A 25,435-nucleotide genomic window follows, 5' to 3' on the forward strand; every position below is an offset into this window, starting at 1 on the left:
CCCGACGCCATGCTGCGCGTCGGGGTAGCCGGCGCGCTCGGACGACTAGGGCGCGTCGCGTGTGAGGCAGTGCGGGCTGCGGACGACTTGGAGTTGTCGGCGGTGCTCGTGCGTTCCGGCGGCGGCGAACCGGCGCTCGCGGCGTGCGGCGACGCGCGCGTCGCCCACACGCTGGCCGATTTTCTCGCCGGGCTCGACGTCGTCGTCGACTGCACCGTCCATCCGGCGACGGTCGGCGTCGCGCTGGGCGCGGTCGACGCCGGGATCCCGGTCGTCGTCGGCGCGACCGGCTGGACCGACACCGAGATCCTGACCCTCTCCGAACGCGCGCAGGCGGCGGGCGTCGGCGCGATGCTGGTGCCGAACTTCTCGCTGGGAGCGAACCTGATGATGCGCTTCGCCGAACAGGCCGCGCGCGTCTTCGGCCGGGCCGAGATCATCGAGCTGCACCACGATCGCAAGCGCGACGCGCCCAGCGGGACGGCGAAGCTGACCGCGCGCCGCATCGCCGCCACCGGTGCCCCGGAACCGCCGATCCACAGCGTGCGGTTACCGGGTCTAGTGGCGCACCAAGAAGTGATCTTCGGCGGGATCGGCGAGACGTTGAGCGTCCGCCACGACTCGCTCGCGCACACCTCGTTCGCCGCCGGCATCGTCGCCGCGGTGCGTGGCGTGCGTTCGTCCACCGCGCTCGTCGTCGGCCTCGACGCGCTGCTCGACCGGATGCTGGCACCGTGAAGATCGCGGTGATCGGTGCGACCGGGGTGGTCGGCGCGACCATCCTGCGCGTGCTCGACGAACGCGCCGTCCCCGTCGACACGCTGCTGGCGTACGCGTCGCGCGACCGCGCGGACGGCGTCGCCTTCCGCGGCGCGACGGTCCCGGTGTACGCGGCGACGCCGGAGCGCCTCGCCGCCGACCGTCCCGACGTCGCGTTCTTCGCCTCGAGCGACGACGCCAGCGCCGAGCTGGCCCGCAGCTTGGCCGGCGCCGGGACGCTGGTTATCGACAACACCTCGACCTTCCGGCTCGACCCGCAGGTGCCGCTGGTGATCCCCGAGGTCAACCCGCACGCGATCCACGCGCACCACCGCATCTTCCCGGTCGCCAACTGCACCGCCATCGTGCTGTGCGTCGCGCTTGCGCCGATCGAGCGCGCGGTCGGATTGCGCTCGGTGCGGGTGGCGACGTATCAGGCGGTCAGCGGCGCCGGCCGCGCCGGCCTGGAGGCGTTGGCCGCCGAGGAGGACGGGGGCGCGCCCAACGGGACCTTCGCAGCGCCGATCTTCCGCAACGTCGTCCCGCTGGTCGGCAGCGGCAACGGCGACGGCGACACCGGGGAAGAACAGAAAGTGGCCGCCGAGACCAAGAAGATGCTCGACCGCCCGGACCTCTACGTCGCCGCGACGACGGTGCGGGTGCCGGTGATGCGCGCGCACAGCGAGGCGGTCTTCTTCGAGACGGAGACGCCGACCGACGCGCGCGAGCTGGCCGACGCCCTGCGCGGCGCACCCGGCCTGGTCTTCCACGAGCACGGCATCGTGACGCCGCGCGACGTCGAAGACACCGATCTCGTGCACGTCGCGCGGCTGCGCCCCGAAGCCGACGACGACACCGACACGCGCTTCCAGATGTGGATCGTCGGCGACCAGCTCCGCAAAGGCGCCGCCACCAACGGCGTCCAGATCCTCGAACTGCTGTTGCAACTAGGGCGTCTGGCCGGAGTAAACGCGTGATTAGTCAGACCGCGCAGGTCATCGTGCTCAAGTTCGGCGGCAGTTCGCTGGCGACGAGCGAATTGCGCGAGATCGCCGCCTCGCGCGTGCTCGACGTCATGCGGCGCGGCGACGCGCCGGTCGTGGTGTGCTCGGCGATCGGACGCGCGCCCGACCCGTATGCGACCGATACGCTGGCCGAGCTGGTCGCGCCGGTGCGTGACGGTCCTAACCGCGATCTGCTGATCGCGTGCGGTGAGGCGATCTCGTGCGCGGTCTTCGCCGAGCTGCTGTGCTCGCTGGGCGCGCTGGCGCAGGCGATGACCGGGTTGCAGGCCGGGATCATCACCGACGACGCCTACTCCGATGCCGAGATCCTCGAGATCGACCCGGCTCCGATTCGTGCCGTGCTGGCGCGCGGCATCATCCCCGTCGTGACCGGCTTCCAGGGCGGGACGCGCGCGCTGGCGACGACGACGCTCGGCCGCGGCGGCAGCGACCTGACCGCCGTCGCGCTGGGCGAAGCGCTGGACGCGAAGGACGTCGAGATCTACACCGACGTCTCGGGCGTGATGACGGCCGATCCACGGCGGGTCGCCGGCGCGCACCCGATCCCCGAGGTCACCCAGGCCGAGATGGTCGAGCTGGCCGGCAACGGCGCGAAGGTGATGCACCACAAAGCCGCCGAGTTGGCCCACACGACCCGCACGCCGTACGGCATCAAGGGCTTGCGCAGCGGGGTCGGCACGATCGTCGACGAGGACGCGCCGGTCGATCCGGAACGTCCCGTCACCGGTCTGGCGGTGCTGCGCGACGTGACGTTCTGCCGCATCATCCAAGGCCTGACCGACGAAGCCGCCCGCTCGGAGCTCGACCGCGACGTGCTGGCGCGCATCGCCGAACGCGGTATCTCGATCGACATGGTCAACGTCAACGACGCCGGCGTGTTCTTCCTGGTCGACGACGAGCACGCCGATCAGGTGCGTCCCGCGCTCGCCGACCTGAACCTGGCGCTGCGGATGCGGCCGCACTGCGCGAAGATCTCGATCGTCGGCGCCGGCATGCGGGGGACCTCGGGCGTCATCTACCGCGTCGTCAAGGCGATCAGCGACGCGGGGATCGAGATCATCCACTCGACCGACTCGAACATCACCATCTCGATCCTGGTCTCGACCGACCAGGCCGACGCCGCGGAGCAGGCACTCCACGACGCCTTCCGGCTGGGCCGGGGAGCAGTAGCACGATGAAGTCCTTGGGTCGTCTTCTGACCGCGATGATCACGCCGTTCGATGCGAGCGGCGCGCTCGACCTCGACGAGTCGGTCCGCATCGCCCAGTTCCTGGTCGAACGCGGCAACGACGGCGTCGTGCTGGCCGGTTCGACCGGCGAGGGCAACGCGCTCGAGAGCGACGAGAAGCTCGCGCTGTTCGACACGGTCAAGCGCGCGCTCGGAAAGCGCGGCACCGTCATCGCGGGCACCGGCGACAACAACACGCGCCGCTCGATCGTGCTGACGAAGGCCGCCGAGCAGGTCGGCGTCGACGCCGTGCTGCTCACCGTGCCTGCCTACGTCAAGCCGACGCAAGAGGGGATGCTGACGCACTTCGGCGCGATCGCCGAGGCGACGTCGTTGCCCTGCATCGTCTACAACATCCCCGGCCGCACCGGTGCCAACATGCTGCCGGCGACGTTCGTCGAGCTGACCCGCCGTCACCCCAACATCGTGGGCATCAAGGAATCCAGCGGCGACCTCAACCAGTTCACCGCGATCCTGCGTGGCGTCACCCGCGAGGACGTCACCTTCTGGTGCGGCGATGACTACTTGTTCTTGCCCGCGCTGGCGGTCGGCGGTTACGGTTTGGTCTCGGTCGCCGCGCATCTGGCGGGCGACGAGCTGCGCACGATGGTCGACGCGTTCATCGCCGGCGACGTGGCGCGAGCCGGCGCGATCCACCGCGAGCTGGCGCCGTTGATCGCCGCGTTGTTCGCGACCAGCAGCCCGATCCCGGTGAAGTGGGCGATGGGAACGTACGGCTTCGCGGTCGGCGCGTGCCGCTCGCCGCTGAGCGCGTTGCCCGAGCCGCTGCAGGCGGCACTCGAGCCGCTGATCGCGCCGTACCGGCCGGAGTGGGCGCGATCCTGATCCTCGGCTGCCGGGTCGATCCGGTCGGACGCGAAGCGGCGGCCGAGCGGATCGCGGCGTTGGCGAACGCCGGCGGCGCGGCGCTGGTCGTCACGCTCGGCGTCGAGATGGTGATGGCCGCGCAGCGCGACGCGCCGTTTCGCGCCGCCGTCAACGGCGCGGCGCTGGTCACCTGCGACACCGTCGGGTTGCTGCTGGCCTCGCGGCTGCGCGGCGGACCGCTGCGCGAGCGGGTGACCGGCGTCGAGTTGGTCGACGCGCTGGCGGAACGCTCGGCGAGCGCCGGCGACGTGCGCCTGTACCTGCTGGGCAGCAAGGGCGACACCGCGCAGCGTGCCGCCGACGCGCTGCGGCGCATCCATCCGGGCGCGCTGATCGTCGGTGCGCGCGACGGGTACTTCCGCGAGGACGAGAGCGGCGCGATCGCGGCCGCGATCGAAGCCAGCGGCGCGAACGTGCTGCTCGCCGGCTTGGGCTCGCCCAAGCAAGAGCTGTGGCTCACGCAGCACCTCGCGCAGACGGGCTGCGGCGTGGGCATCGGCATCGGCGGCTCGCTCGACGTCTACGCGGGCAACGTCGAGCGCGCGCCGCGCCTGGTCCAGCGGCTCGGGCTCGAGTGGGCGTACCGATTGGTCAAGGAGCCGCGGCGCTGGCGCCGGCAGTTGGCTCTGCCGCGCTTCGCGTTGGCGGCGCTGCACGAGACGGTAACCACGCGCGGCGAAGGGAAGATACGAACCTGACATGCGCGCGATGATTCTCGCGGGCGGGATGAGCACGCGGCTCTACCCGCTCACCAAACAGGTCCCCAAGCCCCTCGTCCCGGTGGCCGGCGAACCGATCAGCGGGCACGTGATGCGCTGGCTCGCCTCGCACGGATACGACGAGGTCGCGATCAACACGTTCTACCTGGCCGACGCGGTCGAGGAGGCGTTCGGCGACGGCGGCGGCTACGGCACGCGGCTGCACTACCTGCGCGAGAAAGAGCTGACCGGGAGCGCCGGCGCGCTCAAACAGATGGAGGGCTGGTTCGCGGGCACCTTCGTCGTCGTCGGCTGCGACGATCTCACCGACGCCGACCTGACCGCGCTGGTGGCGTTCCACCAGCAGCGCGGCGCGTTGGCGACCATCGGCCTGGTCGAAGCGGAGGAAGTCGATCAGTACGGCGTCGTCATCCTCGACGGCGACGGCCGCATCACGGGCTTCCAGGAGAAGCCCGCGAAGGGGACGGAGCGCTCGAAGCTCGCCAACACCGGCATCTACGTCTTCGAGCCCGAGATCTTCGCGCGCATCCCCGCCGACACGTTCTACGACTTCGGCAAACAGGTGTTTCCGGAGCTGCTCGCCGACGGGCTGCCGTTTTACGGAATGCACTTGCGCGACGCATACTGGCGCGACGTCGGCACGCCGGACGAGTACCGGCGCGCCAACGACGACGTGCTCTCGGGGAAGGTCGTCGTGCGCGGCACGCGCGCGACCGGCGTGCCCGCCGACGTGCACGTGCCGGCCGATGCGCGGATCGAAGGCGACGTCCGCGTCGGCAACGGCGTGCGGCTCGGCGCGGGCGTGCGCATCGTCGGGCCGAGCGTGGTCGGCGACGGCGTCGTGCTCGGCGAGCGGGCGGTGGTCGAACGCGGCATCTTGTGGACGGGCGCGCGCGTCGGCGCCGGCGCGGTCGTGCGTGACGCGATCGTCGGCAAGGGCTACGACGTGGCCGGCGGTACGACGCTTGCCGACGCGATCGTCGCCAACGAACCGACCGTGGTGTAGCCCCTAGCCGTCGCGGCGCGCCGTCGTGAACGACGGGCGTGCTGGACCGGTTGCGCGCGCTGCTGTTCCCACCGGCGTGCGTCGCCTGCGACCGTGCCGGCCCGGTGTTGTGCGCGGCCTGCGCGCCGCCGCCGGGACTCGCCGTCCACTTCGCGCTCGGCGCGGTGCCGGCGCGCGCGCTCGGCCCGTACGAGGGACCGCTGCGCACCGCGATCGTCGCGATGAAGCGCGGCCTGCGCGACCCGCTCGACGCGTTCGCCGCCTTGCTCGACGCGATCCCGATCGACGCGACGCTGGTCCCGGTCCCGACCTCACGCGCCCGCGCCGCGCAGCGCGGTTTCGACCAGGCCACGCAGCTGGTGCGGCGGGTCGCCCGCCGCCGCGGGCTCCCGGCCGCCGAGCTGCTGCGCAAGCACGGCCGCCCGCAAGCCGGCCGCGATCGGGCGGCGCGCTTGGCGGCCGCCGGGCGCTTCTCGCTGCGGCGCGGCGTCGCGCTGCCCGAGGCGGTGACCCTGCTGGACGACGTCTGCACGACCGGCGCGACCCTGATCGATGCCGCTGCCACCCTGCGCGGCGCGGGCGTGCGGATCGCCGGGTTCGTGGTGCTGGCTCGGGCCGGCGGAACCCCGTCCGACCGCGAGCGGTCTTGGCCAGCGTGAAAGCCACATGGAACGGGGCCGTCCTGGCCGAGAGCGACAAGACCGAGGTCGTCGAGGGCAACCACTACTTCCCGCCCGACGCGATCAAAAAGCAATACTTCGCGCCGTCGGACACGCACACGGTGTGTCCGTGGAAGGGCACCGCGAGTTACTACACGGTGCAGGTCGACGGGAAGAACAACCCGGATGCGGCTTGGTACTATCCGGAGACCAGCGACGAGGCCAAGAACATCAAGGGCTACGTCGCCTTCTGGAAGGGCGTCGAGGTCAAGCCGTAGGCCCCGAGGGCGTCTACCTCGCGCGCGCGTGCGAATTGGCCGCTCGCGCGATCCCGGATGCGGCGCCGAATCCGCCGGTCGGCTGCGTGCTGGTGCGCGACGGCGTCACGCTGGGCGAGGGCTGGCATCACCGTCGCGGTGAGGCGCACGCCGAGGTCGAGGCGTTGCGCGACGCGCGCGCGCGCGGCAACGATCCGCGCGGCGCGACGGCCTACGTCTCGCTCGAGCCGTGCGATCACCACGGTCGCACGCCGCCGTGCTCGCTCGCGCTCGTCGAGGCCGGCATCGCGCGCGTCGTCGCGGGCGCGCTCGACCCGAACCCGCGCACGGCCGCAGGCGGCGTGCGCCGCTTGCGTGCGGCTGGCATCGACGTCGCGGTCGTCGAGCTGCCCGCGGCGCGGGCGCTGATCGAGCGCTTTCGCTGGACGGTCGCGCACGACCGGCCGTACGTGACCCTGAAGATGGCGATGTCGCTCGACGGTTACGTCGTCGCGCGCCCGGGCGAGCGGCGCCAGCTGACCGGGCCGGCCGCGACGGAACGCGTGCGGCGTTTGCGCTGGGAGCACGACGCGGTGATGGTCGGTGCCGGTACCGTGCGCGTCGACGATCCGCAGCTCACCGTACGCCCGCACATCACGCGCCGCGCGCCGTATCGGCGCGTCGTCGTCTGCGAGACGGCGCCGATCCCGGCCGGCAGCCGGGTCCTGCACCCCCCGCCCGACGCGCCACCGGGCGCGTACGCGCCGACCATCGTGCTGGCGCCGGCGGGCGCGCGCGCCGCCTTCGCCGAGCTCGAACCGCTGGCGCAGGTCGTCTACGTCGGCGACGCCGCCGCGCGCGAGCTGGAGCTGGGGGCCGCGCTCGACGCGCTGCACGCGCTCGGCGTGAGCAGCGTGCTGTGCGAGGGCGGCCCGACGTTGGCCGGACGGCTGCTGGCACGCGGGCTGGTCGAGCGGCTGGTGTGGTTCGTCGCGCCGGTGCTGCTGCGCGGGCCGGCAGCGGTTCCAGTCCTGGCCGGCGCCGATGTGACCGGGAAAGACGGGTGGCGCTTCGACCGCATCGAACGCGTCGGCGAAGACATGCTGCTCTCCGCGGATCTCACCACGTGTTCTCCGGCCTGATCGCGCACGCGGGCAAGGTCGCCTGGATCGAAGGCGACGGCGCGCGCGGAATGACGTTGGCCGTCGAAGCGCCCGGCGCGATCGCCGACGGCGTCGCGCACGGCGACTCGGTCGCGATCGACGGCGTGTGTTTGACGGTCGTCGGGTTCGACGCGCGCTTGATGCGCTTCGACGTCGTTCCCGAGACGGTGGCGCGCACGGAGATCGGTGATTTGCGTGCCGGCGACCGCGTCAACGTCGAGCTCTCGCTGCGGCTCGGCGACCGGCTGGGTGGCCACCTCGTCTACGGCCACGTCGATGCGACCGCGCCGATCCTGGCCAAGGACGACGAAGGCCAAGGCTTTCGGCTGCGCGTCGGCTTGCCCGACTCGCTGGCCCCCTTCATCGTCGAGAAGGGCTACATCGCGGTCGACGGCGTCAGCCTGACCGTCGCCTCCGTCGAGGACGGTGCGTTCACGATCGCGTTGATCCCGGAGACGGCGCGCCGCACCACGCTGGGCCCCAAGGGCGTCGGCGCGCGGGTCAACCTCGAAGTCGATCCGGTCGCGCGCTACGCGCGCGGCGCGTTCGACGCCTACGCACGCGCCGGCGTCCCGACCGCGTGATCCGATCCGGCCCGAGCGTGCGCGAGCGCGTGCGCTGGAGCGACGTCGACAAGATGGACGTCGTCTACTACGCGCGCTACGTGCGCTTCATGGAAGCCGCCGAGAGCGAGTTCTTTCGCGCGCTCGGCTTTCCGTACGACCGCCTGAGCGAGGACCTGGGTGTGTGGATCGCCCGGGTCAAGCTCGAGCTGCACTTCAAAGCGCCGGCGCGGCTGGACGACGAGGTGCTCTGTCACGCCGAGCTGGTGAAAGTCGGCGGCTCGTCGATGACGTTCGCGTTTCCGATCTCGCGCGAGGACGGCACGCGTCTGGCCGACGGCGGCCTCGTGCTCGCCGCGCTCGACCGCCGCACGATGAAGGCGACGCGTCTGCCCGAACCGCTGCGCGTCGCCCTGCTCGACACCTAGTCGGGGCTTGCCGACCAGGGGCTTGGAGGTGAGCAAGCGACCACAGGCGCGGCGCACAGGAGCACCGCTGAACGCTCGGCAAACGGTCGGCGATGTTTCGCCATGCGTTCCTCTCCGCGCTCTTGTGCCTGGGTCTGCTGCCATTGCCCGCAGCCGCGGCGCCACCGGCCGTCGTCCTCGCGACGACCACCAGTACGCAAGATACCGGCTTACTCGACGTGCTCGTCCCGGCATTCGAGAAGGCCAGCGGGTACACGGTGAAGACGATCGCGGTCGGGACCGGCGCGGCGCTGGCTATGGGCGAGCGGGGCGACGCGGACGTGCTGTTGGTGCACGCACCTGGCGCCGAGGCTTCGTACATGGCCAAAGGACGCGGGCTCTCCCGCGCACTCGTGATGCATAACGCGTTCATCGTGGTCGGGCCGCCGTCGGATCCGGCGCGCGTGAAGGGTTCCGCCACCGCTCAGGACGCGTTCGCCGCGATCGCGCGGACTGGCGCGCCGTTCGTCTCACGGGCGGACGACTCGGGCACGAACATCAAGGAACTGGCGCTTTGGAAGGCGGCCGGCGTGACACCGGAGGGCTCGTGGTACGTGAAGACGGGCAGCGGGATGGGCGACACACTGCACGTTGCCTCGCAGAAGGCGGCGTACACGCTAAGCGATGACGGCACCTATCTCTCGCAGCGAGCGACGCTCTCGCTCGTGCCGGTCGTCGAGGACGCGAAGGATCTGCTGAACGTCTACCACGTCATCGTCGTGAAGCCGATTCCGGGACGCGTCTCGGACCTGGCCGGCGGCGAGGCGTTCGCGTCATTCGTCGTTTCGCCGCAGGGGCAGCAGATCATCCGAACGTTCGGTCGTGAGCGGTTCGGTCGGCCGCTGTTCACGCCCGACGCTGGCAAGGGCGAATAGCGTGGTCGAGATCGCGGCCCTCTCCGTCGCGGTCTCAGCCGCCGGTACGGCGCTCGGCGCGGTCCTCGCAATCCCCGGTGCGCTATGGATCGCCTTCGGCCGCTCGCCGTTCCGCCGCGCGTTGCTGGCACTCTTCACAGTCGGCTTAGGGCTGCCGCCGGTGGCGGTTGGCCTTGCCGTCGCGTTCGCATTGTGGCGCAGTGGCCCCCTGGGGTTTCTTGACGTGCTCTACACTCCCGGGGCGATGGTGCTCGCGCAGACGATCGTCGTCTTCCCGTTGATCGGCACCCTTGCGGTCGTGGCGCTGCGCGGGATCGACCCGACACTGCCCGCGCAACTGGCCGGGCTCGGTCTGCGCGCCCGCGACCGCTACGTGCTCTTGGCGCGCGAGGTCGCGCCCGGTCTAGTGGCCGCGCTCCTGGCCGGGTTCGGCCGGGCCATCGCGGAGGTCGGCGCGGCGCAGATGAGCGGCGGGAACATCGAGGGACAGACGCGCGTGCTGACGACGGCGACGATGCTGGCCGTCGGCCGTGGGGAGTTCGGCGAGGCGTTCGGATACGTCGCGGTGCTGCTTGGGATCATGGCCGTGGCGAGCGGAGTTGCACTGGCATTACAAGCGCGGTGGGCGTGAGGGCACGCGCCCTGCGCGTCGAGCGCGGAGCGTTCCGGCTAGAGGTTGAGGATCTCGTTGCGGGCGCCGGCGGCCTGGCAGTGCTTGGGCCGAACGGCGCGGGGAAGACGACGCTGCTGCACGCGCTGGCGGGACTGGTTCCAACGACGGGCATGATCGACCGACCCGAGCGGATAGCGACGCTATTCGCTGCCCCGGCCCTGCTGCGCGGCCGCGTCGAGTGGAATGTATCCGAGCCGCTGCGCCGGCTTGGCGTCGTTAACGCGCAGGCGCGCGCCGCCGAGGCGCTCGCGGCGGTGGGGCTGGCCGATCTGGCCGAAACTGACGCCCGACGGCTTTCCACTGGGCAGCGTCAGCGCGTGGGGATCGCGCGCGTGCTCGCATTGCGGGCGCAGGCGCTGCTGCTGGACGAGCCGTTCGCGAACGTCGATGCGGAGAATCGTCCGACGATGCGCGAGGCGGTGCGCGGCGCCGTGGCACGCTCGGGGGGTACGCTGGTCCTCGCGACGACGAGTCTCACGGACGTGCTCGCGCTCTGTTCGCGCGCTGTGGTACTGCGTGAAGGTCGGGTGAGCCGCGTTCTCGGCGTAGAGACGCTCACGCACGACGACGATCCGTACCTAAGCGCCCTGGCCGCCGAAGCCTCGATCGCCCTGCCAGGAGTCTAGCGAGAACGTTCCCGCTGCGGGCGCATGCCCGAGCTCTGCGACGACCGCGGCCTTCACGTGGTTAGGCTTCGTCCTCGGCCAACAGACCGTAGATCTCTTTGCGCGCGCGATCGAGGATGGTACGGACCTTCTCGAGCGTCGACTCGTCGGCGCCGCGGGCGCTCATGACGGCACCGGCCAGCTTGATGGCGGCGTGCTTGAGGCGGTGACGGGCATCGTCGTCTTCGTCGATCGCATCTTCGTCGTCCTCACGCTCGTTGGCGCGGTCGGCCAGCATGGCGCGGCCCGCGTCGGTGATCGTGTAGACGCGCTTGCCGTCGACCTCGGCGCCGCTGACGAAGCCGCCGTCCTCGAGGAACTGCAGGGTCGGGTAGATGGAGCCGGCGCTGGGACGGAAGCCGCGCTTCTCTTCGATGGCGCGGATGATCTCGTAGCCGTGACGCGGCTGTTCGGCAATCGTTTCGAGGACCAAGAACTTCATGTCGCCGCGGCGCGTGCGCGCCTTCCAGCGGCCGCCGAAGCCTTTCTCGAACCCGCGCTCGAAGCGCACGTCGAAGGGGAAGCCGGGTCCGAAGACACCCCGGCGGTGTCGTCCACGGCCATGGATGTGGCCGTGCTCGTGGAAGAAATGGTTCATGCCGCGATATTATGCGATATATCGCGATACGTCAAGACACACGTTGAAAGGGCTCTCCATACGAACGTATGTTCGAGTAGAGAGCCCTTATCGGCGCTATTCGCAGCTCAGGGTTCTCCACGGCCTTTATGTCGACCCTAATTCTGCCTACTGCGCATAGCGGGTTGGCTCGGCCACCAGCCAGGTAGCGCCCGCGATCAAGAAATTCAAGGACAACTCGCTCCAGTCGAAGAGCGTTCCAGGTTTGGCGACGACGAGCGGCACCCAGACGAGCACGCCGAAGAGTCCGATCATCAGGGCCATCAGCCGCACCGCCAGTCGCGCGCGGACGTTGACGAGGATGGCGATCGCGGCGAGCGCGAACGCGACCGTCGTCACGATCGCCCAGAACGTCTGGCCGAACGGAATCCACGTCGGCACGAGCTTGGTGGTCAGGCCGAAATAGTAGATCTGTGCGATCGTGAACGAGACCGTGCAAATCCCGAGCCCGATGCGCGCGATACGGCCGAGCATCAGCGATCGCGTGGCGCTCGCCTCGGTCGCGGCACAGGCAGCGAGCGCGCCGCACACCAGCGAGCCGAGCTCGAAGAAATCGATGTATGAGCCGTAAGACGCCGGCGCCTGGGCGATGTCTTCGACGCACCCCAGCGTCAAGAGCCCGTAGACGATGCCCAGCACCACCGACGCCGGACGCGCCGCGCGCGGGAGCAGCAGGGCGATGCCACCCAGGACTTGCGCGAACGTGCAACACCAGACGACGATCGTGGCAGCCTGCGGTCCGATCGCGTGAACGTGTTGCCATAGGTCCGAGTCGTGCCACACGAGCGAGACAACGCCGAACGCCACAGCCGAAAGGCCGAAGACGACGCGCGCCGCCGTCAGGCCAACCGCGCCTTCGCGGGCGCGGCGAAAGTGGCCATGCTTCACTCGAGGACCTCCGCGAGACGATGTTGCCGCTCCGTTCGAGGTCCAAGCCCGTCGAACCGTCCGTTCTCGGACGGCCGAACTCATGAGCCGGTCGTCGCGCCGCTGCCGGCAGGTTGTGGCCCTGGGGTCAAAATATCGGCGATCCGCTCATCGCGCCGTTCCGTGAACTCTTTCGTGTAGAACAGGCTGCGGTATTCGTAGAAGTAGTAGATCAGCTTTCCGGAGCGCATCAAGCTACCGACATACCAATAGAGCAGCACTTTGAAGAAGAGCGCCAGCGAGGCGATGAAGATCTGCGCGAGTTCGAGGCTCACGGGGTCGGAGTTGGGCAACGGCGACGTGAGGACTGGATAGGCGAACTGCAGCACCGCGTACGCGTACAACGTCGCAACGAGCCAACGCGGCGTCTCGAGGAGCTTGCTTTCGAACCGGCCGACGAAGAGTGCGAGCACGACGCCGGATAGGAGTCCGTCAAAGCCACGGCAGAAGGGTTGCGCGTTACCGAACCGGGTCGCGACGGCCTCGACGATGACGAGGGCGATCGCGATGATGAAGACTTGCGTCACAATGGCCATCCATCGGCTTCGATCCTCCTCGGCCGACGGCAAGACCATCACGAGAAAGCAGAGTAAGAATAAGGCAGTTGACGCCAAGTACAGCAGATCGAGCCCGAGGTCTCCGATGAACGAAGGGGTCACGTTCAGGTACTTCAGTGTCGCCTCGACGCCGTACCAGAAGAACCACACCACCCAGATGAAGAACCAATAGGTCCTGAATTGATAGAAGACGGAGATCGCTCGGCCGTACTCTGGTTTCGTCGTGAAGAGCGGCAACGCATACGGTGTCAACACCAGCGCGAACAAGACGACGGCCTCGACGATGTAGGTCGTCGTCTCGAATCGTTGAAGGTCCGCCGGAGAGAGCGTGAACGCCGTCGTGCGATAGCGCGTAATGAGGTTGACGCCTGCGGAGATGAGTTGCACGATCGTGACGGTAAACGTTGCAATCTCGGCAATGCGTCTGACGAGTTCACCACTCTTCATCGTTGTCCACCCGCAATACGAATCGGCGCCGCCTGGAGGCTTCGCTTACCAGCAGTGTAGCAACTTGCCGTTCTTGCGGCAAGTGTAGGGTGAGCACACCTCCGCATCAGTGATTGACTACGAGCCGGATGCTAGATCGGCTTCGAGGTATGCGCGACGATGGCGAGGTCGTCCAGCCAGGTGGGTCGCGAAGGTGCGCGTGACCGTCAACCCGGCGCGCGCAGCGCCTGGCCGAGACGCGCATCCTCGCTAGCGCGCGGCGTCGGGCAGCAGCACTGTCGCCGCCGGCGCTCAGCACGTTCGGGTCGCTCGACGGAGACGCGACGCCGAATTCTAACGCGTTGCTGGTGTTCGTGCAGGCGTTGCCGTGATCACCTGACGCGGCGACGAGCGTGATTCCCCTCGCGGTCGCGCTCGCGAGCACCGGCGACTCGGTGATGTAGCCGCCGTCGGCCTCGCAGGATCCGAACGACCTGCTGACGATCTTGGCGACGCCGTGTCGTAGATGATGACGTTCGCGCCCGTTGCGAGCGCGCCGATTGTCGACGTCGAGCGTCGCTTTGCCTTGGCCGGCGGCTGCGTTCCCGAACTCCCGCCGTCGACGGCCTCGGTCGTGAAGCCGCTCTGCACCGGATACTGAAAAGTGCTCGCGACCGCCGGTGGCTCCCCGGCGCCGCTCGGCCCGTCGCGGGCTCTACCAAGGGACTTCCACGTGAGGACGGCGTCGGCGTGACGGTGACCGGGACGGGAGTTATCTGGGCCGGTTGGGTGGGGTGGCTGGCGCTGCTCACTAAACCATCCGTCCGAGCGGTACGCTCAGGGCGGTGGCTTGACAGTTGTGGGGACGATATATTTGGCGCCCCAAAATGCCAGGGTGGTGGCATCGGGCTGACGGACCCTGGAGGCGATGGAAACCCTCAACCGGCTCGTGGCCGCACTTGGTGGCCTCGTGGTAGTCTTCGCTGGCCTCATTAGCCGTGGCGCGGACCTCGGTGGCCGGGTTGAGTTCTTAGATAGACTGGGCGTCAGGATTATAGTTCAACCGAAGTCGCCAACAGCCCAGTTCATTGCCTTACTTCATGAGGTCCCAATAGCCGTATACGCGACGGTCGCGTTAGTGCTATTTGCGTTGGCGTTTGCGTGGCCGTTGATACGTCCGCTATTCCGGCCTGCTGATACGCCTCGTCTCGTGCCCATTGTGTTCAATCTAGCTCACTAGAGAATGGAGCAGATAAACGGCTATACCGTAGTGTTGCTAATGAATGTTGAAAACCATTCGACCGTACCGGCCACGATCGCTGAGTTTGAGGCGCGGCTCGTTGCAGGGCGCGTAAAATTCGTAGGCTTACTTCCTGTTGTGCCGCCAGGAAGCCAGATAAGCTTTGGTGACAAAGCTCCGTTTCTTGCTCTTCGCGAAGAAGGCGTTCTTGGCAATGTCGGTGCGATCCCAGCACGCGATAAGCGGAGCGCCTTCCAATTCGTGAACTTCGAGAACGTGCCGTTGGTTGATCCGACCACAGTCGAAGTCGAGGTTCGTCTTCGGCCCGTGTCGGGGCGCTGGTCAAGGTGGTGCCGACGGCGGTTAGAACTCAAAGCAAAACAACAATGAACGACGACGACGCATCTGAAACGCCAATGGAGCGCTTCGAGGACTTGACGAAGCGCCTATTTCGCGTTGCCAAGGACGACCTCAAAAAGGTTGAGCATGAGGCCGAGAATATCGTGGACGAAGCGCTTGGACCGCCGCCCGCTCAAGGCCCCGCCATCGTTGACGAGGAGAGCGACTAGGTGCGGTCGCTCGTTCCCTGGATCGGCGCGGCTTGCATTGCAGCGCGGCGTGCGATTCCGCGAGCAACGCGTCCGGGGCGCAGGCGCCAAACCGTATGAGAAGCCGTCAACTGTGCGTAGGTCAAGCGGTGACCGTCCGTGGCCTTCAAGACCTTCGCGAACCGGCCGCCATCGTTGTCCTTGCGCTCGTTGAAGCGGAACACTTGCTCGTCAACGTAGGCGCCGAGGTGGAAGGCGCGCGGCGCGATGTAGGTCCCGTGCAGCGTGCGTTTGAGGCACGACCAGAAGTTCTCAATCGTATTCGTGTGGACGCGGCCTTCGACGTAGGTGACCATGTGGTCGATGAACTCGTGACGGTACTCGGGCCCGATGTTCCGATACGACCGCAGTGCGTCGGTGTAGAGGACCGAGCCGGGCAGCACGTTCTGTTGGATGTGCGGGAGCAGCGAAGCGCGCTTGTGGTCCGGGACGACCATCGCGCGAACCCGCGAGGGTTTGCCGCGTTCGATCATACCGAACACCGTCGTCTTGCCTGTCGCGGGCCCGTGGATCGGAACGCGCTTGCCGGTCGGCGTGACCTTGGTCTTGTGGGTGCGACCGCCGACGAAGGTCTCGTCCGCTTCGACCTCACCTGCGAGCGGGGAGAAGCTGTCGGCCTTCATCGCGACCCGGATGCGGTGGAGCATGAACCACGCCGTTTTCTGCGTCACGCCGAGCGCGCGGCCCAGCTCGTGCGAGGACGTGCCGTTCTTCGTATTCGCCAGGAGCCAAATCGCCGGGAGCCACTTGGTGAACGGGATGGGCGACTCTTCAAAGATCGTCCCGACCTTGGCAGTGAAGTCGCGCCTGCACTCCTTGCAGCGGAACTTCCGGCGCTTGGCGAGGACTTGGACCGAGGCCGAGCCGCAGCCCTGGCGGGGGCAGGCGATGCCGTTCGGCCACCGGAGGCGGACGGCGTACTCGTGGGCGCGATCGGCGTCCGCGAAGTAGGTCACGGCTTCCAGGAGGGTGGTCGGCGTCCGGTCCATGCTCCCAGGTTACGGTCCAAGTGTGCCAGCGGGGTGGCCGTTTACGGGGTGCCAAGTATATCATCTTGACAGTTGTTAAGTCCGAGGAGCATGCTCGGAGGGTGGAGCGATTCTCGGACGAGCTGCGGGCGGCGATGGTGGAGGCCGGAATCTCGGCCGCCGCGCTGGCCCAGCGCTCGGGTCTGACGGAGGCCGCCATCTCGCTGTTGCGCAGCGGGCGGCGGGAGCCGTCGTACCGGACCGTCCGGGCGCTCGCGGCCGTACTGCCTCGCTTGGCCGGCCGCTCGACGGAACGGAGCATGATGGACTCGATCGAGTCGGCGATCGCCGACATTCGCGCTGGCAAGATGGTCGTCGTGATGGACGACGAGGACCGCGAGAACGAGGGCGACCTCGTGATGGCCGCCGAGAAGGTGACGCCCGAGGCGATCAATTTCATGCGTAAGGAGGGCGGCGGCCTGATTTGCGTCCCGCTGCTGGGCGAACGGCTGGACGCGCTGCAGATCCCGAACATGGTCAACGACAACACGGCGCCGCTGGGCACCGCGTTCTCGGTCTCGGTCGAAGCGCGCGGCCGCGTCACGACCGGCATCTCGGCGCACGACCGCGCCAACACGATCCAGGCGCTGATCGACCCCAGCTGCGGGCCCGCCGACTTCTTGCGGCCCGGTCACACCTTTCCGCTGCGCGCGCGCGACGGCGGCGTGCTGGTGCGTGCGGGGCAGACCGAAGCGTCGGTCGACCTCGCGCGTTTGGCGGGCTTGTATCCGGGCGGCGTGATCTGCGAGATCATGGACGAGGACGGCTCGATGATGCGGCGGCCGCACCTCGAGGAGTTCTCGAAGAAGCACGGCCTGCGCATGATCACCGTCAAGGACCTGATCGCCTACCGCATGCGCAATGAGAAGCTGGTCGAGCGCATCGCCGAGTTCGCGCTGCCCACCACCTACGGCGCCTTTCGCGGCGTTGCGTACGAGTCGAAGACCGACAAGATCGCGCACGTCGCGCTCGTGCTCGGCGAGATCGGCGACGGCAAAGGCGTGCTGGTGCGCGTGCACAGCGAGTGCCTGACCGGCGATGCGCTGCACTCGCTGCGCTGCGACTGCGGCCCGCAGCGTGACGCGGCGCTGGCCGCGATCGCGCGCGAGGGTCGCGGCGTGTTCCTCTACCTGCACCAGGAAGGCCGCGGCATCGGCCTGTCCAACAAGCTGCGCGCTTACGCGCTGCAAGACGCCGGCGCCGACACCGTCGAGGCCAACGTGCTGCTTGGGCTGCCGGCCGACAAGCGCGACTACGGCATCGGCTCGCAGATCCTGGTCGACTTGGGCGTCAAGGAGATGCGCCTGCTCACCAACAATCCGCGCAAGATCGCCGGCCTCGACGGCTTCGGCTTGCGCATCGCCGAGCGCGTCCCGATCCAGATCGCGCCCACGCCGTACAACGTGCACTACATGGAGACCAAGCGCGACAAGATGGGCCACATGTTCGGCGCGCCCAACCCGGCAGGCGCGGAATGAAGACCAAGGCCGAGAAAACCGCGGCGACGCTTCCGAACGCGGCGGGGAAACGCTTCGCGATCGTCGTCGCCGACTTCTATGCCGACCTCGCGGCGTGGCTGCAAGACGGCGCCGAGCGTGGCTTGCGCGCCTGCGGCGTCGCGCCCGAGGCGATCGAGATCGTGCGGGTCCCCGGCTGTTTCGAGTTGCCGCTGGCGGCCTCGCGTTTGATCGAGGGCGGGAAGCTCGACGGCGTCGTCGCGCTGGGCGTCGTGATCCGCGGCGACACGCCGCACTTCGACTACGTCGCGGGCGAGTGCGCACGCGGTATCATGGACGTGCAGCTCTCGACCGGCATCCCGATCGGTTTCGGCATCCTGACCACCGAGAACCGGGCGCAAGCCGAGGAGCGCGCCGACCCGAAGCGCGGCGACAAGGGCTACGAGGCCGCGGTCGCCGCCGCGACGGTCGCGCTCATCGAGCCCAAGCGCGCCGGCGTGCGGGTCGGGTTTCGCTGACCGGCTGTCAGTAGACCTCGATCGGGCCGCCGCTCCTCCACTCGAACCGCTCGTCGAAGCTCCACGGGACGCCGACGCAGCGGAACGTTTCGACCTGAAACTGCGAATGGCGGAACAGCTCGAGCGTTGGTTGCGTGAGCCGGATATCGCTGCTCTCGAGGACCTCGACGTCGGTCACGCGGCTCTGGTCGTCGATCGCGACGTGGACCTTGAGCGTCCCGGCGAGTGACGGGTCGCCGGTGTCCATGAAGGTGGGATACGCGACGAAGTGCTGCGTCGCGAACGGCGTCTTGCACGTCACCGGCATGTCGGCGGCGTAGCTCGTCGGCTGCAGCGGCGTCGCCTTCGCGGCGGCGTTGCGAATCGACTGCGCGCGCCCGTCGGTGAACGGCGGCGCTCCGACGGGATCGCAGGTCGCGCGCGCGCCGTTGGTGTCCTTGATTCCGACGACGCTGATGTTGACCGCGTCGGACGTGACGGGTGCGGTGAGGATGACGTGCGAGTCGGTCGCGGTGTACAGCCAATGGCCGTTGCGGTCGTCGAGCCGAAGCTCGATCTCGTCGAGCGGCTGACCCACGATCAGCAGCACGGCGTAGCTGCCCCGCGAGATCTGGGCACTCCCCCATTCGACCCCACAGGCCTGCGCCGGCGGTATCAGCGGCGCGGCGAGGGCAGGCGGCGACGGCAAGACGAACGCACCGAACGAGGCGAGCGAGGCCGCGAGCAACACGAGGACGCGTCGGATGATGGCGGTGCGGACCACGTCAGTTGTACTCCACGCCGAACAGGTACGACGCCGGCAACGGGACGCAGCGGAAGACCTGGGTCTGAAAGGTAGATGCGCGCACGACGCGGAGCGACTCGGCGTCGAGTGCCGGATCCTCGCTGCTGTAAATGGCCGCGTTGACGATGTGGCTGTCGGCGTCGAGATCGACCCGAACGAGAACGATGCCGGGGCGGCCCTTCGCGGGCATGATGGGCTGCACCGTGTGCACGGTCGTCGCCCGCGCGAACGGCTTCGCGCACGTCATCGGCGGATCGACACGCGAGTCGAATGGTTGGAGCAAGGGCGCCCCCCTCGCGTCGTCGATCACGGCTTGGGCAGGATCGCCGGTCATGAGCGGATGAACCGCGGCGTCGCACGCGTAGAGCGCGGCGTTGGGTCGCCGCGTGCCGACGACGGTCACGTTGACGGGGCCGGACGGAACGGGCGCCTGCAATACGACTTCAGGCGTGCTCACGCGGAACAGCCAGTGGCCCTGGACGGCGTCGACCCGTACGTCGACTTCTTCGAGCGTTTCGTTGTCCTCGATTTCGACGGCATACCGCCCGGGCGCGACCTGAACGGCGTCAACCAGAACGGCGCACGTTCCGGGTCCCCCCGTGCCCGGGAGGGCGGATGCATGCGAGGCGGTCGGCTGTGCTCCGAGCCCCGTCGGAAGAGCCAGCGCCCCGAGTGCCAACGCGACGATCAGCCGGCGGTGGACCATCGCGGACTAGCTTTCCTGGGTAGCCGCTCGGTTCCTTGGGATGCGGCTGGATGGTGTGTCCCGGTCCCCAGCTTCTTCTCAGCCGATTGCCAAGCAACGTCCCCTACCGTATACTCCCCCTACGACGCTGACCACCGGTCGACGTCGCGTTCCGCATCCACGTTAGAGGGGGGCCGGGCGTTTTCGCGTCCGGCCAGGGTCGGTGTACGAAAACAAAGTCCTGATTTGCAAAGACTGCGGCAACTCGTTCGACTTCACGGTCCGCGACCAGATGTTCTACGCGGAGAAGGGGTTCGAAAACGAGCCGCAGCGGTGCCGCGGCTGCCGGTCCGCGCGCAAGACGCAGCGGGCCACCGGTCTGGGTGTCTCTGGGTCCGCCTCGGGGATGCGCGAGATGTACGACGCGGTGTGCGCGCAATGCGGAACGGCGACGACCGTTCCGTTCAAGCCGCGCGGTGACCGACCCGTCTACTGCCGGAACTGCTACACGGCGATGAACGCCGTACGCGCCTGACCGGCTGAACGACACGACGCTCGGACGGTAGTTCCACGCCGCGCGCCGAAACGCGCGGCGTGGAATCGGTGTGGTACGACGGCGAGGCCGTCGGATATCTCGACCAGCGCGCGCTGCCCGGCTCGGTGGTGCGCGCGCGCGCGACCAGCGTCGACGACGTCGTCGCGGCGATCGCGACGCTCGCCGTGCGCGGCGCGCCGGCGATCGGGATCTTCGGCGCGTACGGCGTCGCCATGGCCGCGCGCCGCTACGCCGGTGATCGTGCCGCGTTCGAGGCCGCTGCCGCGCGCATTCGCGCCGCGCGTCCGACCGCCGTCAACCTCGCCTGGGCCGTCGACCGCGTCTTGCACGCGCCCGGCGCCGAGCTGGTCGAAGCGGAACGCATCCACGACGAGCAGCGCGCCGTCGATCGGCGCATCGCCGAGGCGTCGGTCGCGCTCTTCCCGCCGGCCGGCAACGTGCTCACGCACTGCAATACCGGACCGATCGCGACCGGTGGCGAGGGGACCGCGCTGGGCTGCTTCATCGCCGCGCACCGGGCCGGCAAGAAGCTCCACGTCTTCGTCGACGAGACGCGACCGCTGCTGCAGGGCGCGCGGCTGACGATGTTCGAGCTGCGCGAGGCGGGCGTGCCGTGCACGCTGATCGTCGACTCGGCCGCCGCGATCACGATGGCGCGCAAAGACGTGCGCGCGGTCGTCGTCGGCGCCGACCGCATCGCGCGCAACGGCGACACCGCCAACAAGATCGGCACCTACGGCGTCGCGCTCGCGGCGGCGTATCACGGGATTCCGTTCTACGTCGCCGCGCCGCGCTCGACGTTCGACTTCACGCTCGCCTCGGGCGACGAGATTCCGATCGAGGAGCGCGCGCCGGGCGAGGTGCGCATCGCGCCGGACGATCCCGTCTTCAACCCGGCCTTCGACGTGACGCCGGGCCGGCTGATCACCGGCATCATCACCGAGTACGGCGTCCTGGCGCCTCCCTACGCCGACAGCATCCCCGACCTCGAATTGCGCCCCAATCTGGCGGCCCTCGTCAACCCGTGAAATTCTACGACTTCCTCGACAAGGAGCCCAAGATCGACGGGCTCGTCGTGATCGAGGGTGAGGAGCCCTTGTTGGCGCAGCGCGCGCTCGACGCGCTGCTCGATCGGCTGTTGCCCGCGGACATGCGCGCGCTCAACTGCGATACGTTCGAGGGGCCGGAGACGGACGCGATCGGACGCGCGGTCGCCGACGCGGTCGGCGCGATGCCGTTCCTCGCCGATCGTCGGGTCGTCGTGGTGCGCAACTGCCAGCGTATGCGGGCGCAGCCGCGGCGCGATCTGTGGGCGGCGGCCGAGCAGGTCCCGGCCGGCAACACGCTGATCCTCGAAGACCTCTTCGCGCCGGCCAAGAAGACGAAGCCCGAGCCGTTCGGCGTCTTGGCGGGGCGCAAGGCACTGCGCATCGATACGACGCCCAACGCCGACGTGCGCGAGCGCTTCGTGCGCGACACGCTGGCGCGTTTGGGCGCCAAGGCGCAGCCGCGCGCGATCGCGCTGCTGGCCAACGGCGAAGCCGACCTCGGCGGCATCCAGAACGATCTGGAAAAGCTGGCGCTGAACGGCACGACCATCACCTTCGAGGACCTCGAGCGCGAGAGCGTGACGGTCGAGGACGCCAAGGCCTGGCACTACGCGCAGGCGCTGCTCGACGGGCGGCCGGCCGACGCGCTGGCGATCGCGTTCGAGCTGTTCGGCAACGACGCGCGCGGCGCCGCGGTGCCGCTGGCCAGCGCGCTGGCGAACGACTTCGCGCTGCTGTGGGAGTTGGCGCGCGGCGGCGAGTTGCCGGCCCGGCACCGCTGGCGCGAGCGCCAACTGCGCCCGATCGCCCGGCGGATCGGCGAGCGGCGCGCGCGTTACGGCTACGAGGCGGCGGTGCGCGGGTTCGAGGGCGTGGTCACCGGCCGGATCGACGACCCGCGCACCATGATCGAGCTGCTGACGGCCGACCTGGCGGCGCGGCTCGCCCGCTAGATCCGACCTTTCTCGTCCAGGCAAGGCCAGCCGGCCCCGCGAAGCCGCCGCCGGGACGCGATGAACGACACCACCTACGCTTCGCCGTTCTCGTGGCGATACGCACGACCGAGCCTCCGAGCGCTCTTCTCGGAGCGGGAGCGCCGCAAGCTCTGGCGGGCCGTTTGGATCGCCCTGGCCGAGGCCCAACAGCAAGCGGGCTTGGTGTCCCCCGACGAGCTCGCCGACCTGCGGGCGCACGCGAACGAGATCGATCTGGAGGCGGCGCTGGAGATCGAGCGCGAGATCGGTCACGACCTGATGGCCGAGATCCGCGTCTTCGCGAAACAGGCGACGGTCGGCGGCGGAAAGATCCACCTCGGCGCGACCTCGATGGACGTCGAGGACACCGTCGAGACGTACCGGCTGCGTCTGGCACTCGACGAGATCGTGCACGGCCTGGACGCGTTGCTGCTGGCCTTCGCCGAGCGCATCGACCAGCACGCCGAGCTGGTCTGCATGGGCTACACGCACTTGCAGCCCGCCGAACCGACGACGCTCGGGTATCGTCTGGCGGTCTACGGCCAGGATTTGCTGATCGACCGCGCGCTGCTGCTCAACGCGCGCGAGCAGCTGACGGCCAAGGGGATTCGCGGCGCGGTCGGCACGTCGGCCTCGTACACGCGCCTGCTCGACGGCACCGGCCGCACCCCCGAAGAGCAGGAGCAGGACGTGCTGGACGCGTTCGGCTTGACCGCGCGTGACGTCGCGACGCAGACGTATCCGCGCAAGCTGGACTATCTGTTGCTCTCGACGCTGGCCGGCCTGGGCGCCTCGCTCTCGAAGTTCGCCTTCGACGTGCGCATCCTCGCCAGCCCCGGGTTCGGCGACGTCGCCGAGCCGTTCGGCGCCAAGCAGGTCGGCTCGAGCGCGATGCCGTTCAAGCGCAATCCGGTGATGGCCGAGCGCATCGACTCGCTCGCGCGGCTCCTGCCGGCGTACGCCGACGTCGCCTGGCAGAACGCGGCGACCAACTTGCTCGAGCGCACGCTCGACGACAGCGCCAACCGGCGGACCGTGTTGCCCGAAGCGCTGCTGTGCAGCGACGAGATCGTGAGCCTGGCGACCAAGATCGTGATCGGCCTGCGCGTCGACGAACGCCGCATCGCCGAGAACTTGCGGACCTACGGCCCGTTCTCGGGGACCGAAGCGATCTTGATGGAGGCCGCCAAGCGCGGCGCCGACCGGCAAGAGCTGCACGAGGTGATCCGCGAGAGCGCGATGCGCGCCTACGACGAGCTGGCCGCCGGCCGCTCGAACCCGCTCGCGACGCTGCTGGCCGACGACGAGCGCATCGCGCACTGGGTCGACCCGGCCGAAGTGCGCGAACGCCTCGACCCGCTCACCCACGTCGGCGACGCGCCGATTCGCGCGCGCCGTCTGGCCACCCGCATCCGAGAGACCGTGCAGAACCATGCGTAAGGGCCACGAGATCGCCCGCGGCAAGACCAAGATTCTCTTCGAGCTCGAGGGGCAGCCGGACGTGCTGGTCGTCCAGCAGATGGACGGGATCACCGCGGGCGACGGCGCACGGCGCGACGTGATCGAGGGCAAGGGGCGCATCGCCGCGCAGACGACGGCGCGCGTCTTCCGGCTGCTCAATCTGTGCGGGCTGCCGACGCACTACATCAACGGCGGCGAGGACGACGACGACAACGAGATGCTCGTGCGCCGCGCGACGATGATCCCGCTGGAGGTCGTCGTGCGCGGCGTCGCCGCCGGGTCGCTGGTCAAGCGCCGGCCGGGCATCGCGCGCGGCTCGTTGCTGGTCCCGCGCATGATCGAGTTCTTCTTCAAGAACGACGCCGAGCACGATCCGCTCATCGAGCCCGACGCGATCGTGGCGCAGGGGATCGCGACGCCGCAGGAGCTGGCGACGATGACCGAGCTGGCGCGGATCACCTACGAGATCCTCGCGCACGCCTGGCGCCGCCGCGACGCGCTGCTGGTCGACCTCAAGATCGAGTTCGGCCGGCTGGCCAGCGGCGAGGGGAAAGGGCAGCTCGTCATCGCCGACGTGATCGACAACGATAGTTGGCGCGTCTGGCCGCAAGGCCGCGAAGAGCGGATGCTCGACAAGCAGCTCTATCGCAACCTGCCGACCGTCACGCCCGACGCGCTGGCGACCATCAAAGCCAACTACGAACAGGTCGCGGAGGTCGTCGGCAGCTTCCCGCAGATGCTGCCAGGGATGGTCGCGCTGCTCTCGGACGGCCCGGAGCACGTCGGTTTGATCGAACAGCTCAGCCGCGCGCTGGGGACGTTCGGGCTGCGTACCGTGCGCCACGTCGTCTCGGTGACGCGCACGCCCGGCTACGCGCTGCAGTTGATCACCCAGCTCGAGGCCTCGTTCGCGCGGATGGTCGTCGTCGCCGTCGGCGCGCCCGGCAGCGCGCTCGCCGCGTTGGTCGACAACGCCTCGGCGAACCCGGTCCTCGCCGTCGACGCGAGCGCGGCGCGGCCCGCGGAGATCGCCTTGGCGTGCGCCAAGGCCTTTGCGCTGGAAGACACCGTCGTCTTCGGTCGCGTCTTGCTGCTGCAGGCCAACGCGCGCAGCGAAGTGCTGGCCGCCGACGCGCAGCTGAACGTTCCGGTCCCGGCGCCGCCGGGCGCCGCGCACGCCTGAGATGACCGCCGGAGTCGACACCGAGACGATCGCGCTCGCACGCCGGCTGGGCGTCGCGCTGGACGGCGACGAGCTGCGCCGCATCGCGACGCAGCTCGACCGCACGCCGACGCCGACCGAGCTGTTCGCGTTCGACGCGCAGTGGAGCGAGCATTGCTCCTACAAGTCGTCCCGCAACTTCTTGCGCAAGCTGCCGACGCAGGGACCGACCGTGCTGCTCGGGGTCGGCGAGGACGCCGGGATCGTGCGGCTGGGCGAGTGGCAGGGTGACGTCTACGGCGTCGTCGTCGCCCACGAGTCGCACAACCATCCTTCGCAGGTCGTGCCGTTCGAAGGCGCGGCGACGGGGATCGGGGGGATCGTCCGCGACGTGCTGTGCATGGGCGCCGAGGTGATCG

At 69.1% G+C, this 25,435-nt stretch carries 31 protein-coding genes; 25 read left to right on the forward strand and 6 right to left on the reverse strand.

Going from position 1 to position 25,435, the window contains the following annotated elements; genetic code table 11:
• Nucleotides 1-9: 9 nt before the first annotated feature.
• The 14 genes from dapB to VMD91_16270 all read left to right on the forward strand — a co-directional run bounded on the left by dapB (nucleotide 10) and on the right by VMD91_16270 (nucleotide 10,908).
• Entirely contained in the window at nucleotides 10-738 is a 729-nt protein-coding gene (dapB, locus tag VMD91_16205; protein HTW85613.1) for a 4-hydroxy-tetrahydrodipicolinate reductase, read from the forward strand.
• Complete coding sequence (locus tag VMD91_16210; protein HTW85614.1) at nucleotides 735-1,736, forward strand: aspartate-semialdehyde dehydrogenase; 1,002 nt, start codon at nucleotides 735-737, stop codon at nucleotides 1,734-1,736. Before dapB ends, VMD91_16210 begins: the two co-directional genes overlap by 4 nt.
• On the forward strand, nucleotides 1,733-2,962 hold the full coding sequence (locus VMD91_16215) for an aspartate kinase (GenBank protein ID HTW85615.1): 1,230 nt from the start codon (nucleotides 1,733-1,735) through the stop codon (nucleotides 2,960-2,962). Before VMD91_16210 ends, VMD91_16215 begins: the two co-directional genes overlap by 4 nt.
• A complete protein-coding gene (gene dapA / locus VMD91_16220; GenBank protein ID HTW85616.1) occupies nucleotides 2,959-3,858 on the forward strand; it encodes a 4-hydroxy-tetrahydrodipicolinate synthase in 900 nt (299 codons plus the stop codon). The genes VMD91_16215 and dapA overlap by 4 nt, the downstream gene beginning before the upstream one ends.
• Nucleotides 3,843-4,598, forward strand: a complete 756-nt coding sequence (locus VMD91_16225) for a WecB/TagA/CpsF family glycosyltransferase (GenBank protein ID HTW85617.1) — start codon at nucleotides 3,843-3,845, stop codon at nucleotides 4,596-4,598. The genes dapA and VMD91_16225 overlap by 16 nt, the downstream gene beginning before the upstream one ends.
• Nucleotide 4,599: 1 nt before the next feature.
• Nucleotides 4,600-5,625 (forward strand): NDP-sugar synthase, encoded by a 1,026-nt coding sequence (locus tag VMD91_16230; GenBank protein ID HTW85618.1) that lies wholly within the window; start codon nucleotides 4,600-4,602, stop codon nucleotides 5,623-5,625.
• A gap of 38 nt (nucleotides 5,626-5,663) precedes the next feature.
• The gene (locus VMD91_16235; GenBank protein HTW85619.1) at nucleotides 5,664-6,284 is read left to right on the forward strand and encodes a hypothetical protein; all 621 of its coding nucleotides are present in this window, start codon (nucleotides 5,664-5,666) and stop codon (nucleotides 6,282-6,284) included.
• Entirely contained in the window at nucleotides 6,281-6,562 is a 282-nt protein-coding gene (locus VMD91_16240) for a DUF427 domain-containing protein (GenBank protein ID HTW85620.1), read from the forward strand. Before VMD91_16235 ends, VMD91_16240 begins: the two co-directional genes overlap by 4 nt.
• The gene (gene ribD, locus VMD91_16245) at nucleotides 6,478-7,683 is read left to right on the forward strand and encodes a bifunctional diaminohydroxyphosphoribosylaminopyrimidine deaminase/5-amino-6-(5-phosphoribosylamino)uracil reductase RibD (protein HTW85621.1); all 1,206 of its coding nucleotides are present in this window, start codon (nucleotides 6,478-6,480) and stop codon (nucleotides 7,681-7,683) included. Before VMD91_16240 ends, ribD begins: the two co-directional genes overlap by 85 nt.
• Nucleotides 7,668-8,288 (forward strand): riboflavin synthase, encoded by a 621-nt coding sequence (locus VMD91_16250; protein ID HTW85622.1) that lies wholly within the window; start codon nucleotides 7,668-7,670, stop codon nucleotides 8,286-8,288. Before ribD ends, VMD91_16250 begins: the two co-directional genes overlap by 16 nt.
• Nucleotides 8,285-8,695 carry a thioesterase family protein gene (locus VMD91_16255; protein HTW85623.1) on the forward strand — a complete coding sequence of 137 codons (411 nt, stop codon included), beginning with the start codon at nucleotides 8,285-8,287 and terminating at the stop codon, nucleotides 8,693-8,695. The genes VMD91_16250 and VMD91_16255 overlap by 4 nt, the downstream gene beginning before the upstream one ends.
• 92 nt (nucleotides 8,696-8,787) lie before the next feature.
• Nucleotides 8,788-9,609, forward strand: a complete 822-nt coding sequence (locus VMD91_16260) for a substrate-binding domain-containing protein (GenBank protein HTW85624.1) — start codon at nucleotides 8,788-8,790, stop codon at nucleotides 9,607-9,609.
• Between the two features lies 1 nt (nucleotide 9,610).
• Entirely contained in the window at nucleotides 9,611-10,240 is a 630-nt protein-coding gene (locus VMD91_16265; protein ID HTW85625.1) for an ABC transporter permease, read from the forward strand.
• Complete coding sequence (locus VMD91_16270) at nucleotides 10,237-10,908, forward strand: ATP-binding cassette domain-containing protein (protein HTW85626.1); 672 nt, start codon at nucleotides 10,237-10,239, stop codon at nucleotides 10,906-10,908. The genes VMD91_16265 and VMD91_16270 overlap by 4 nt, the downstream gene beginning before the upstream one ends.
• A gap of 61 nt (nucleotides 10,909-10,969) precedes the next feature.
• On the opposite strand, the gene VMD91_16275 is transcribed toward VMD91_16270, so the two are convergent.
• From VMD91_16275 to VMD91_16285, 3 genes are all read right to left on the reverse strand, one after another.
• Nucleotides 10,970-11,545 carry a PadR family transcriptional regulator gene (locus VMD91_16275; GenBank protein HTW85627.1) on the reverse strand — a complete coding sequence of 192 codons (576 nt, stop codon included), beginning with the start codon at nucleotides 11,543-11,545 and terminating at the stop codon, nucleotides 10,970-10,972.
• Between the two features lie 147 nt (nucleotides 11,546-11,692).
• Nucleotides 11,693-12,472 (reverse strand): DoxX family protein, encoded by a 780-nt coding sequence (locus VMD91_16280; GenBank protein HTW85628.1) that lies wholly within the window; start codon nucleotides 12,470-12,472, stop codon nucleotides 11,693-11,695.
• Between the two features lie 80 nt (nucleotides 12,473-12,552).
• The gene (locus VMD91_16285; GenBank protein HTW85629.1) at nucleotides 12,553-13,515 is read right to left on the reverse strand and encodes a hypothetical protein; all 963 of its coding nucleotides are present in this window, start codon (nucleotides 13,513-13,515) and stop codon (nucleotides 12,553-12,555) included.
• Nucleotides 13,516-14,023: 508 nt separating this feature from the next.
• Here VMD91_16285 and VMD91_16290 point away from each other — a divergent pair.
• From VMD91_16290 to VMD91_16300, 3 genes are all read left to right on the forward strand, one after another.
• On the forward strand, nucleotides 14,024-14,155 hold the full coding sequence (locus VMD91_16290) for a hypothetical protein (GenBank protein HTW85630.1): 132 nt from the start codon (nucleotides 14,024-14,026) through the stop codon (nucleotides 14,153-14,155).
• A gap of 582 nt (nucleotides 14,156-14,737) precedes the next feature.
• The gene (locus tag VMD91_16295; protein HTW85631.1) at nucleotides 14,738-15,124 is read left to right on the forward strand and encodes a hypothetical protein; all 387 of its coding nucleotides are present in this window, start codon (nucleotides 14,738-14,740) and stop codon (nucleotides 15,122-15,124) included.
• Nucleotides 15,121-15,303 (forward strand): hypothetical protein, encoded by a 183-nt coding sequence (locus VMD91_16300; GenBank protein HTW85632.1) that lies wholly within the window; start codon nucleotides 15,121-15,123, stop codon nucleotides 15,301-15,303. The genes VMD91_16295 and VMD91_16300 overlap by 4 nt, the downstream gene beginning before the upstream one ends.
• Here the strand turns inward: VMD91_16300 and VMD91_16305 are convergent.
• The gene (locus VMD91_16305; GenBank protein HTW85633.1) at nucleotides 15,300-16,331 is read right to left on the reverse strand and encodes an IS1595 family transposase; all 1,032 of its coding nucleotides are present in this window, start codon (nucleotides 16,329-16,331) and stop codon (nucleotides 15,300-15,302) included. The two genes, VMD91_16300 and VMD91_16305, sit on opposite strands and share 4 nt — an antisense overlap.
• Nucleotides 16,332-16,432: 101 nt before the next feature.
• Between VMD91_16305 and VMD91_16310 the strand changes: the two genes are divergently transcribed.
• Both VMD91_16310 and ribH read left to right on the forward strand, forming a co-directional pair.
• Nucleotides 16,433-17,848, forward strand: coding sequence for a bifunctional 3,4-dihydroxy-2-butanone-4-phosphate synthase/GTP cyclohydrolase II (locus tag VMD91_16310; protein HTW85634.1), 1,416 nt, complete (start codon nucleotides 16,433-16,435; stop codon nucleotides 17,846-17,848).
• A complete protein-coding gene (gene ribH, locus VMD91_16315; protein ID HTW85635.1) occupies nucleotides 17,845-18,345 on the forward strand; it encodes a 6,7-dimethyl-8-ribityllumazine synthase in 501 nt (166 codons plus the stop codon). Before VMD91_16310 ends, ribH begins: the two co-directional genes overlap by 4 nt.
• 7 nt (nucleotides 18,346-18,352) lie before the next feature.
• Here the strand turns inward: ribH and VMD91_16320 are convergent, their stop codons facing one another.
• Both VMD91_16320 and VMD91_16325 read right to left on the reverse strand, forming a co-directional pair.
• Entirely contained in the window at nucleotides 18,353-19,108 is a 756-nt protein-coding gene (locus VMD91_16320; protein ID HTW85636.1) for a hypothetical protein, read from the reverse strand.
• A gap of 1 nt (nucleotide 19,109) precedes the next feature.
• Nucleotides 19,110-19,835 (reverse strand): hypothetical protein, encoded by a 726-nt coding sequence (locus VMD91_16325; GenBank protein ID HTW85637.1) that lies wholly within the window; start codon nucleotides 19,833-19,835, stop codon nucleotides 19,110-19,112.
• A 202-nt stretch (nucleotides 19,836-20,037) separates the two neighbouring features.
• Between VMD91_16325 and VMD91_16330 the strand changes: the two genes are divergently transcribed.
• The 6 genes from VMD91_16330 to VMD91_16355 form a co-directional block, all read left to right on the forward strand.
• Nucleotides 20,038-20,349, forward strand: coding sequence for a zinc-ribbon domain containing protein (locus VMD91_16330; GenBank protein HTW85638.1), 312 nt, complete (start codon nucleotides 20,038-20,040; stop codon nucleotides 20,347-20,349).
• 59 nt (nucleotides 20,350-20,408) lie between these two features.
• Nucleotides 20,409-21,398 (forward strand): S-methyl-5-thioribose-1-phosphate isomerase, encoded by a 990-nt coding sequence (gene mtnA, locus VMD91_16335; protein ID HTW85639.1) that lies wholly within the window; start codon nucleotides 20,409-20,411, stop codon nucleotides 21,396-21,398.
• A complete protein-coding gene (locus VMD91_16340; GenBank protein ID HTW85640.1) occupies nucleotides 21,395-22,372 on the forward strand; it encodes a hypothetical protein in 978 nt (325 codons plus the stop codon). Before mtnA ends, VMD91_16340 begins: the two co-directional genes overlap by 4 nt.
• Before the next feature lie 60 nt (nucleotides 22,373-22,432).
• On the forward strand, nucleotides 22,433-23,833 hold the full coding sequence (purB, locus tag VMD91_16345) for an adenylosuccinate lyase (GenBank protein HTW85641.1): 1,401 nt from the start codon (nucleotides 22,433-22,435) through the stop codon (nucleotides 23,831-23,833).
• Nucleotides 23,826-25,037 carry a phosphoribosylaminoimidazolesuccinocarboxamide synthase gene (locus tag VMD91_16350; protein ID HTW85642.1) on the forward strand — a complete coding sequence of 404 codons (1,212 nt, stop codon included), beginning with the start codon at nucleotides 23,826-23,828 and terminating at the stop codon, nucleotides 25,035-25,037. The genes purB and VMD91_16350 overlap by 8 nt, the downstream gene beginning before the upstream one ends.
• A gap of 1 nt (nucleotide 25,038) precedes the next feature.
• Nucleotides 25,039-25,435 (forward strand): AIR synthase related protein (locus VMD91_16355; GenBank protein ID HTW85643.1); only part of this gene is annotated, 397 nt, incomplete at its 3' end.

Origin of the sequence: Candidatus Sulfotelmatobacter sp. (assembly GCA_035504415.1) — a bacterium.
Taxonomy (GTDB): Bacteria; Vulcanimicrobiota; Vulcanimicrobiia; order Vulcanimicrobiales; family Vulcanimicrobiaceae; genus Vulcanimicrobium.

Bases quoted from the DNA above. Each gene is read 5' to 3' on its own strand.
- dapB (HTW85613.1), top strand. From the start codon at position 10: ATGCTGCGCGTCGGGGTAGCCGGCGCGCTCGGACGACTAGGGCGCGTC.
- dapA (HTW85616.1), top strand. From the start codon at position 2,959: ATGAAGTCCTTGGGTCGTCTTCTGACCGCGATGATCACGCCGTTCGAT.
- VMD91_16230 (HTW85618.1), top strand. From the start codon at position 4,600: ATGCGCGCGATGATTCTCGCGGGCGGGATGAGCACGCGGCTCTACCCG.
- VMD91_16260 (HTW85624.1), top strand. From the start codon at position 8,788: ATGTTTCGCCATGCGTTCCTCTCCGCGCTCTTGTGCCTGGGTCTGCTG.
- VMD91_16275 (HTW85627.1), bottom strand. From the start codon at position 11,545: ATGAACCATTTCTTCCACGAGCACGGCCACATCCATGGCCGTGGACGA.
- VMD91_16285 (HTW85629.1), bottom strand. From the start codon at position 13,515: ATGAAGAGTGGTGAACTCGTCAGACGCATTGCCGAGATTGCAACGTTT.
- VMD91_16290 (HTW85630.1), top strand. From the start codon at position 14,024: ATGACGTTCGCGCCCGTTGCGAGCGCGCCGATTGTCGACGTCGAGCGT.
- VMD91_16295 (HTW85631.1), top strand. From the start codon at position 14,738: ATGGAGCAGATAAACGGCTATACCGTAGTGTTGCTAATGAATGTTGAA.
- VMD91_16300 (HTW85632.1), top strand. From the start codon at position 15,121: ATGAACGACGACGACGCATCTGAAACGCCAATGGAGCGCTTCGAGGAC.
- VMD91_16305 (HTW85633.1), bottom strand. From the start codon at position 16,331: ATGGACCGGACGCCGACCACCCTCCTGGAAGCCGTGACCTACTTCGCG.
- ribH (HTW85635.1), top strand. From the start codon at position 17,845: ATGAAGACCAAGGCCGAGAAAACCGCGGCGACGCTTCCGAACGCGGCG.
- VMD91_16325 (HTW85637.1), bottom strand. From the start codon at position 19,835: ATGGTCCACCGCCGGCTGATCGTCGCGTTGGCACTCGGGGCGCTGGCT.
- purB (HTW85641.1), top strand. From the start codon at position 22,433: ATGAACGACACCACCTACGCTTCGCCGTTCTCGTGGCGATACGCACGA.
- VMD91_16350 (HTW85642.1), top strand. From the start codon at position 23,826: ATGCGTAAGGGCCACGAGATCGCCCGCGGCAAGACCAAGATTCTCTTC.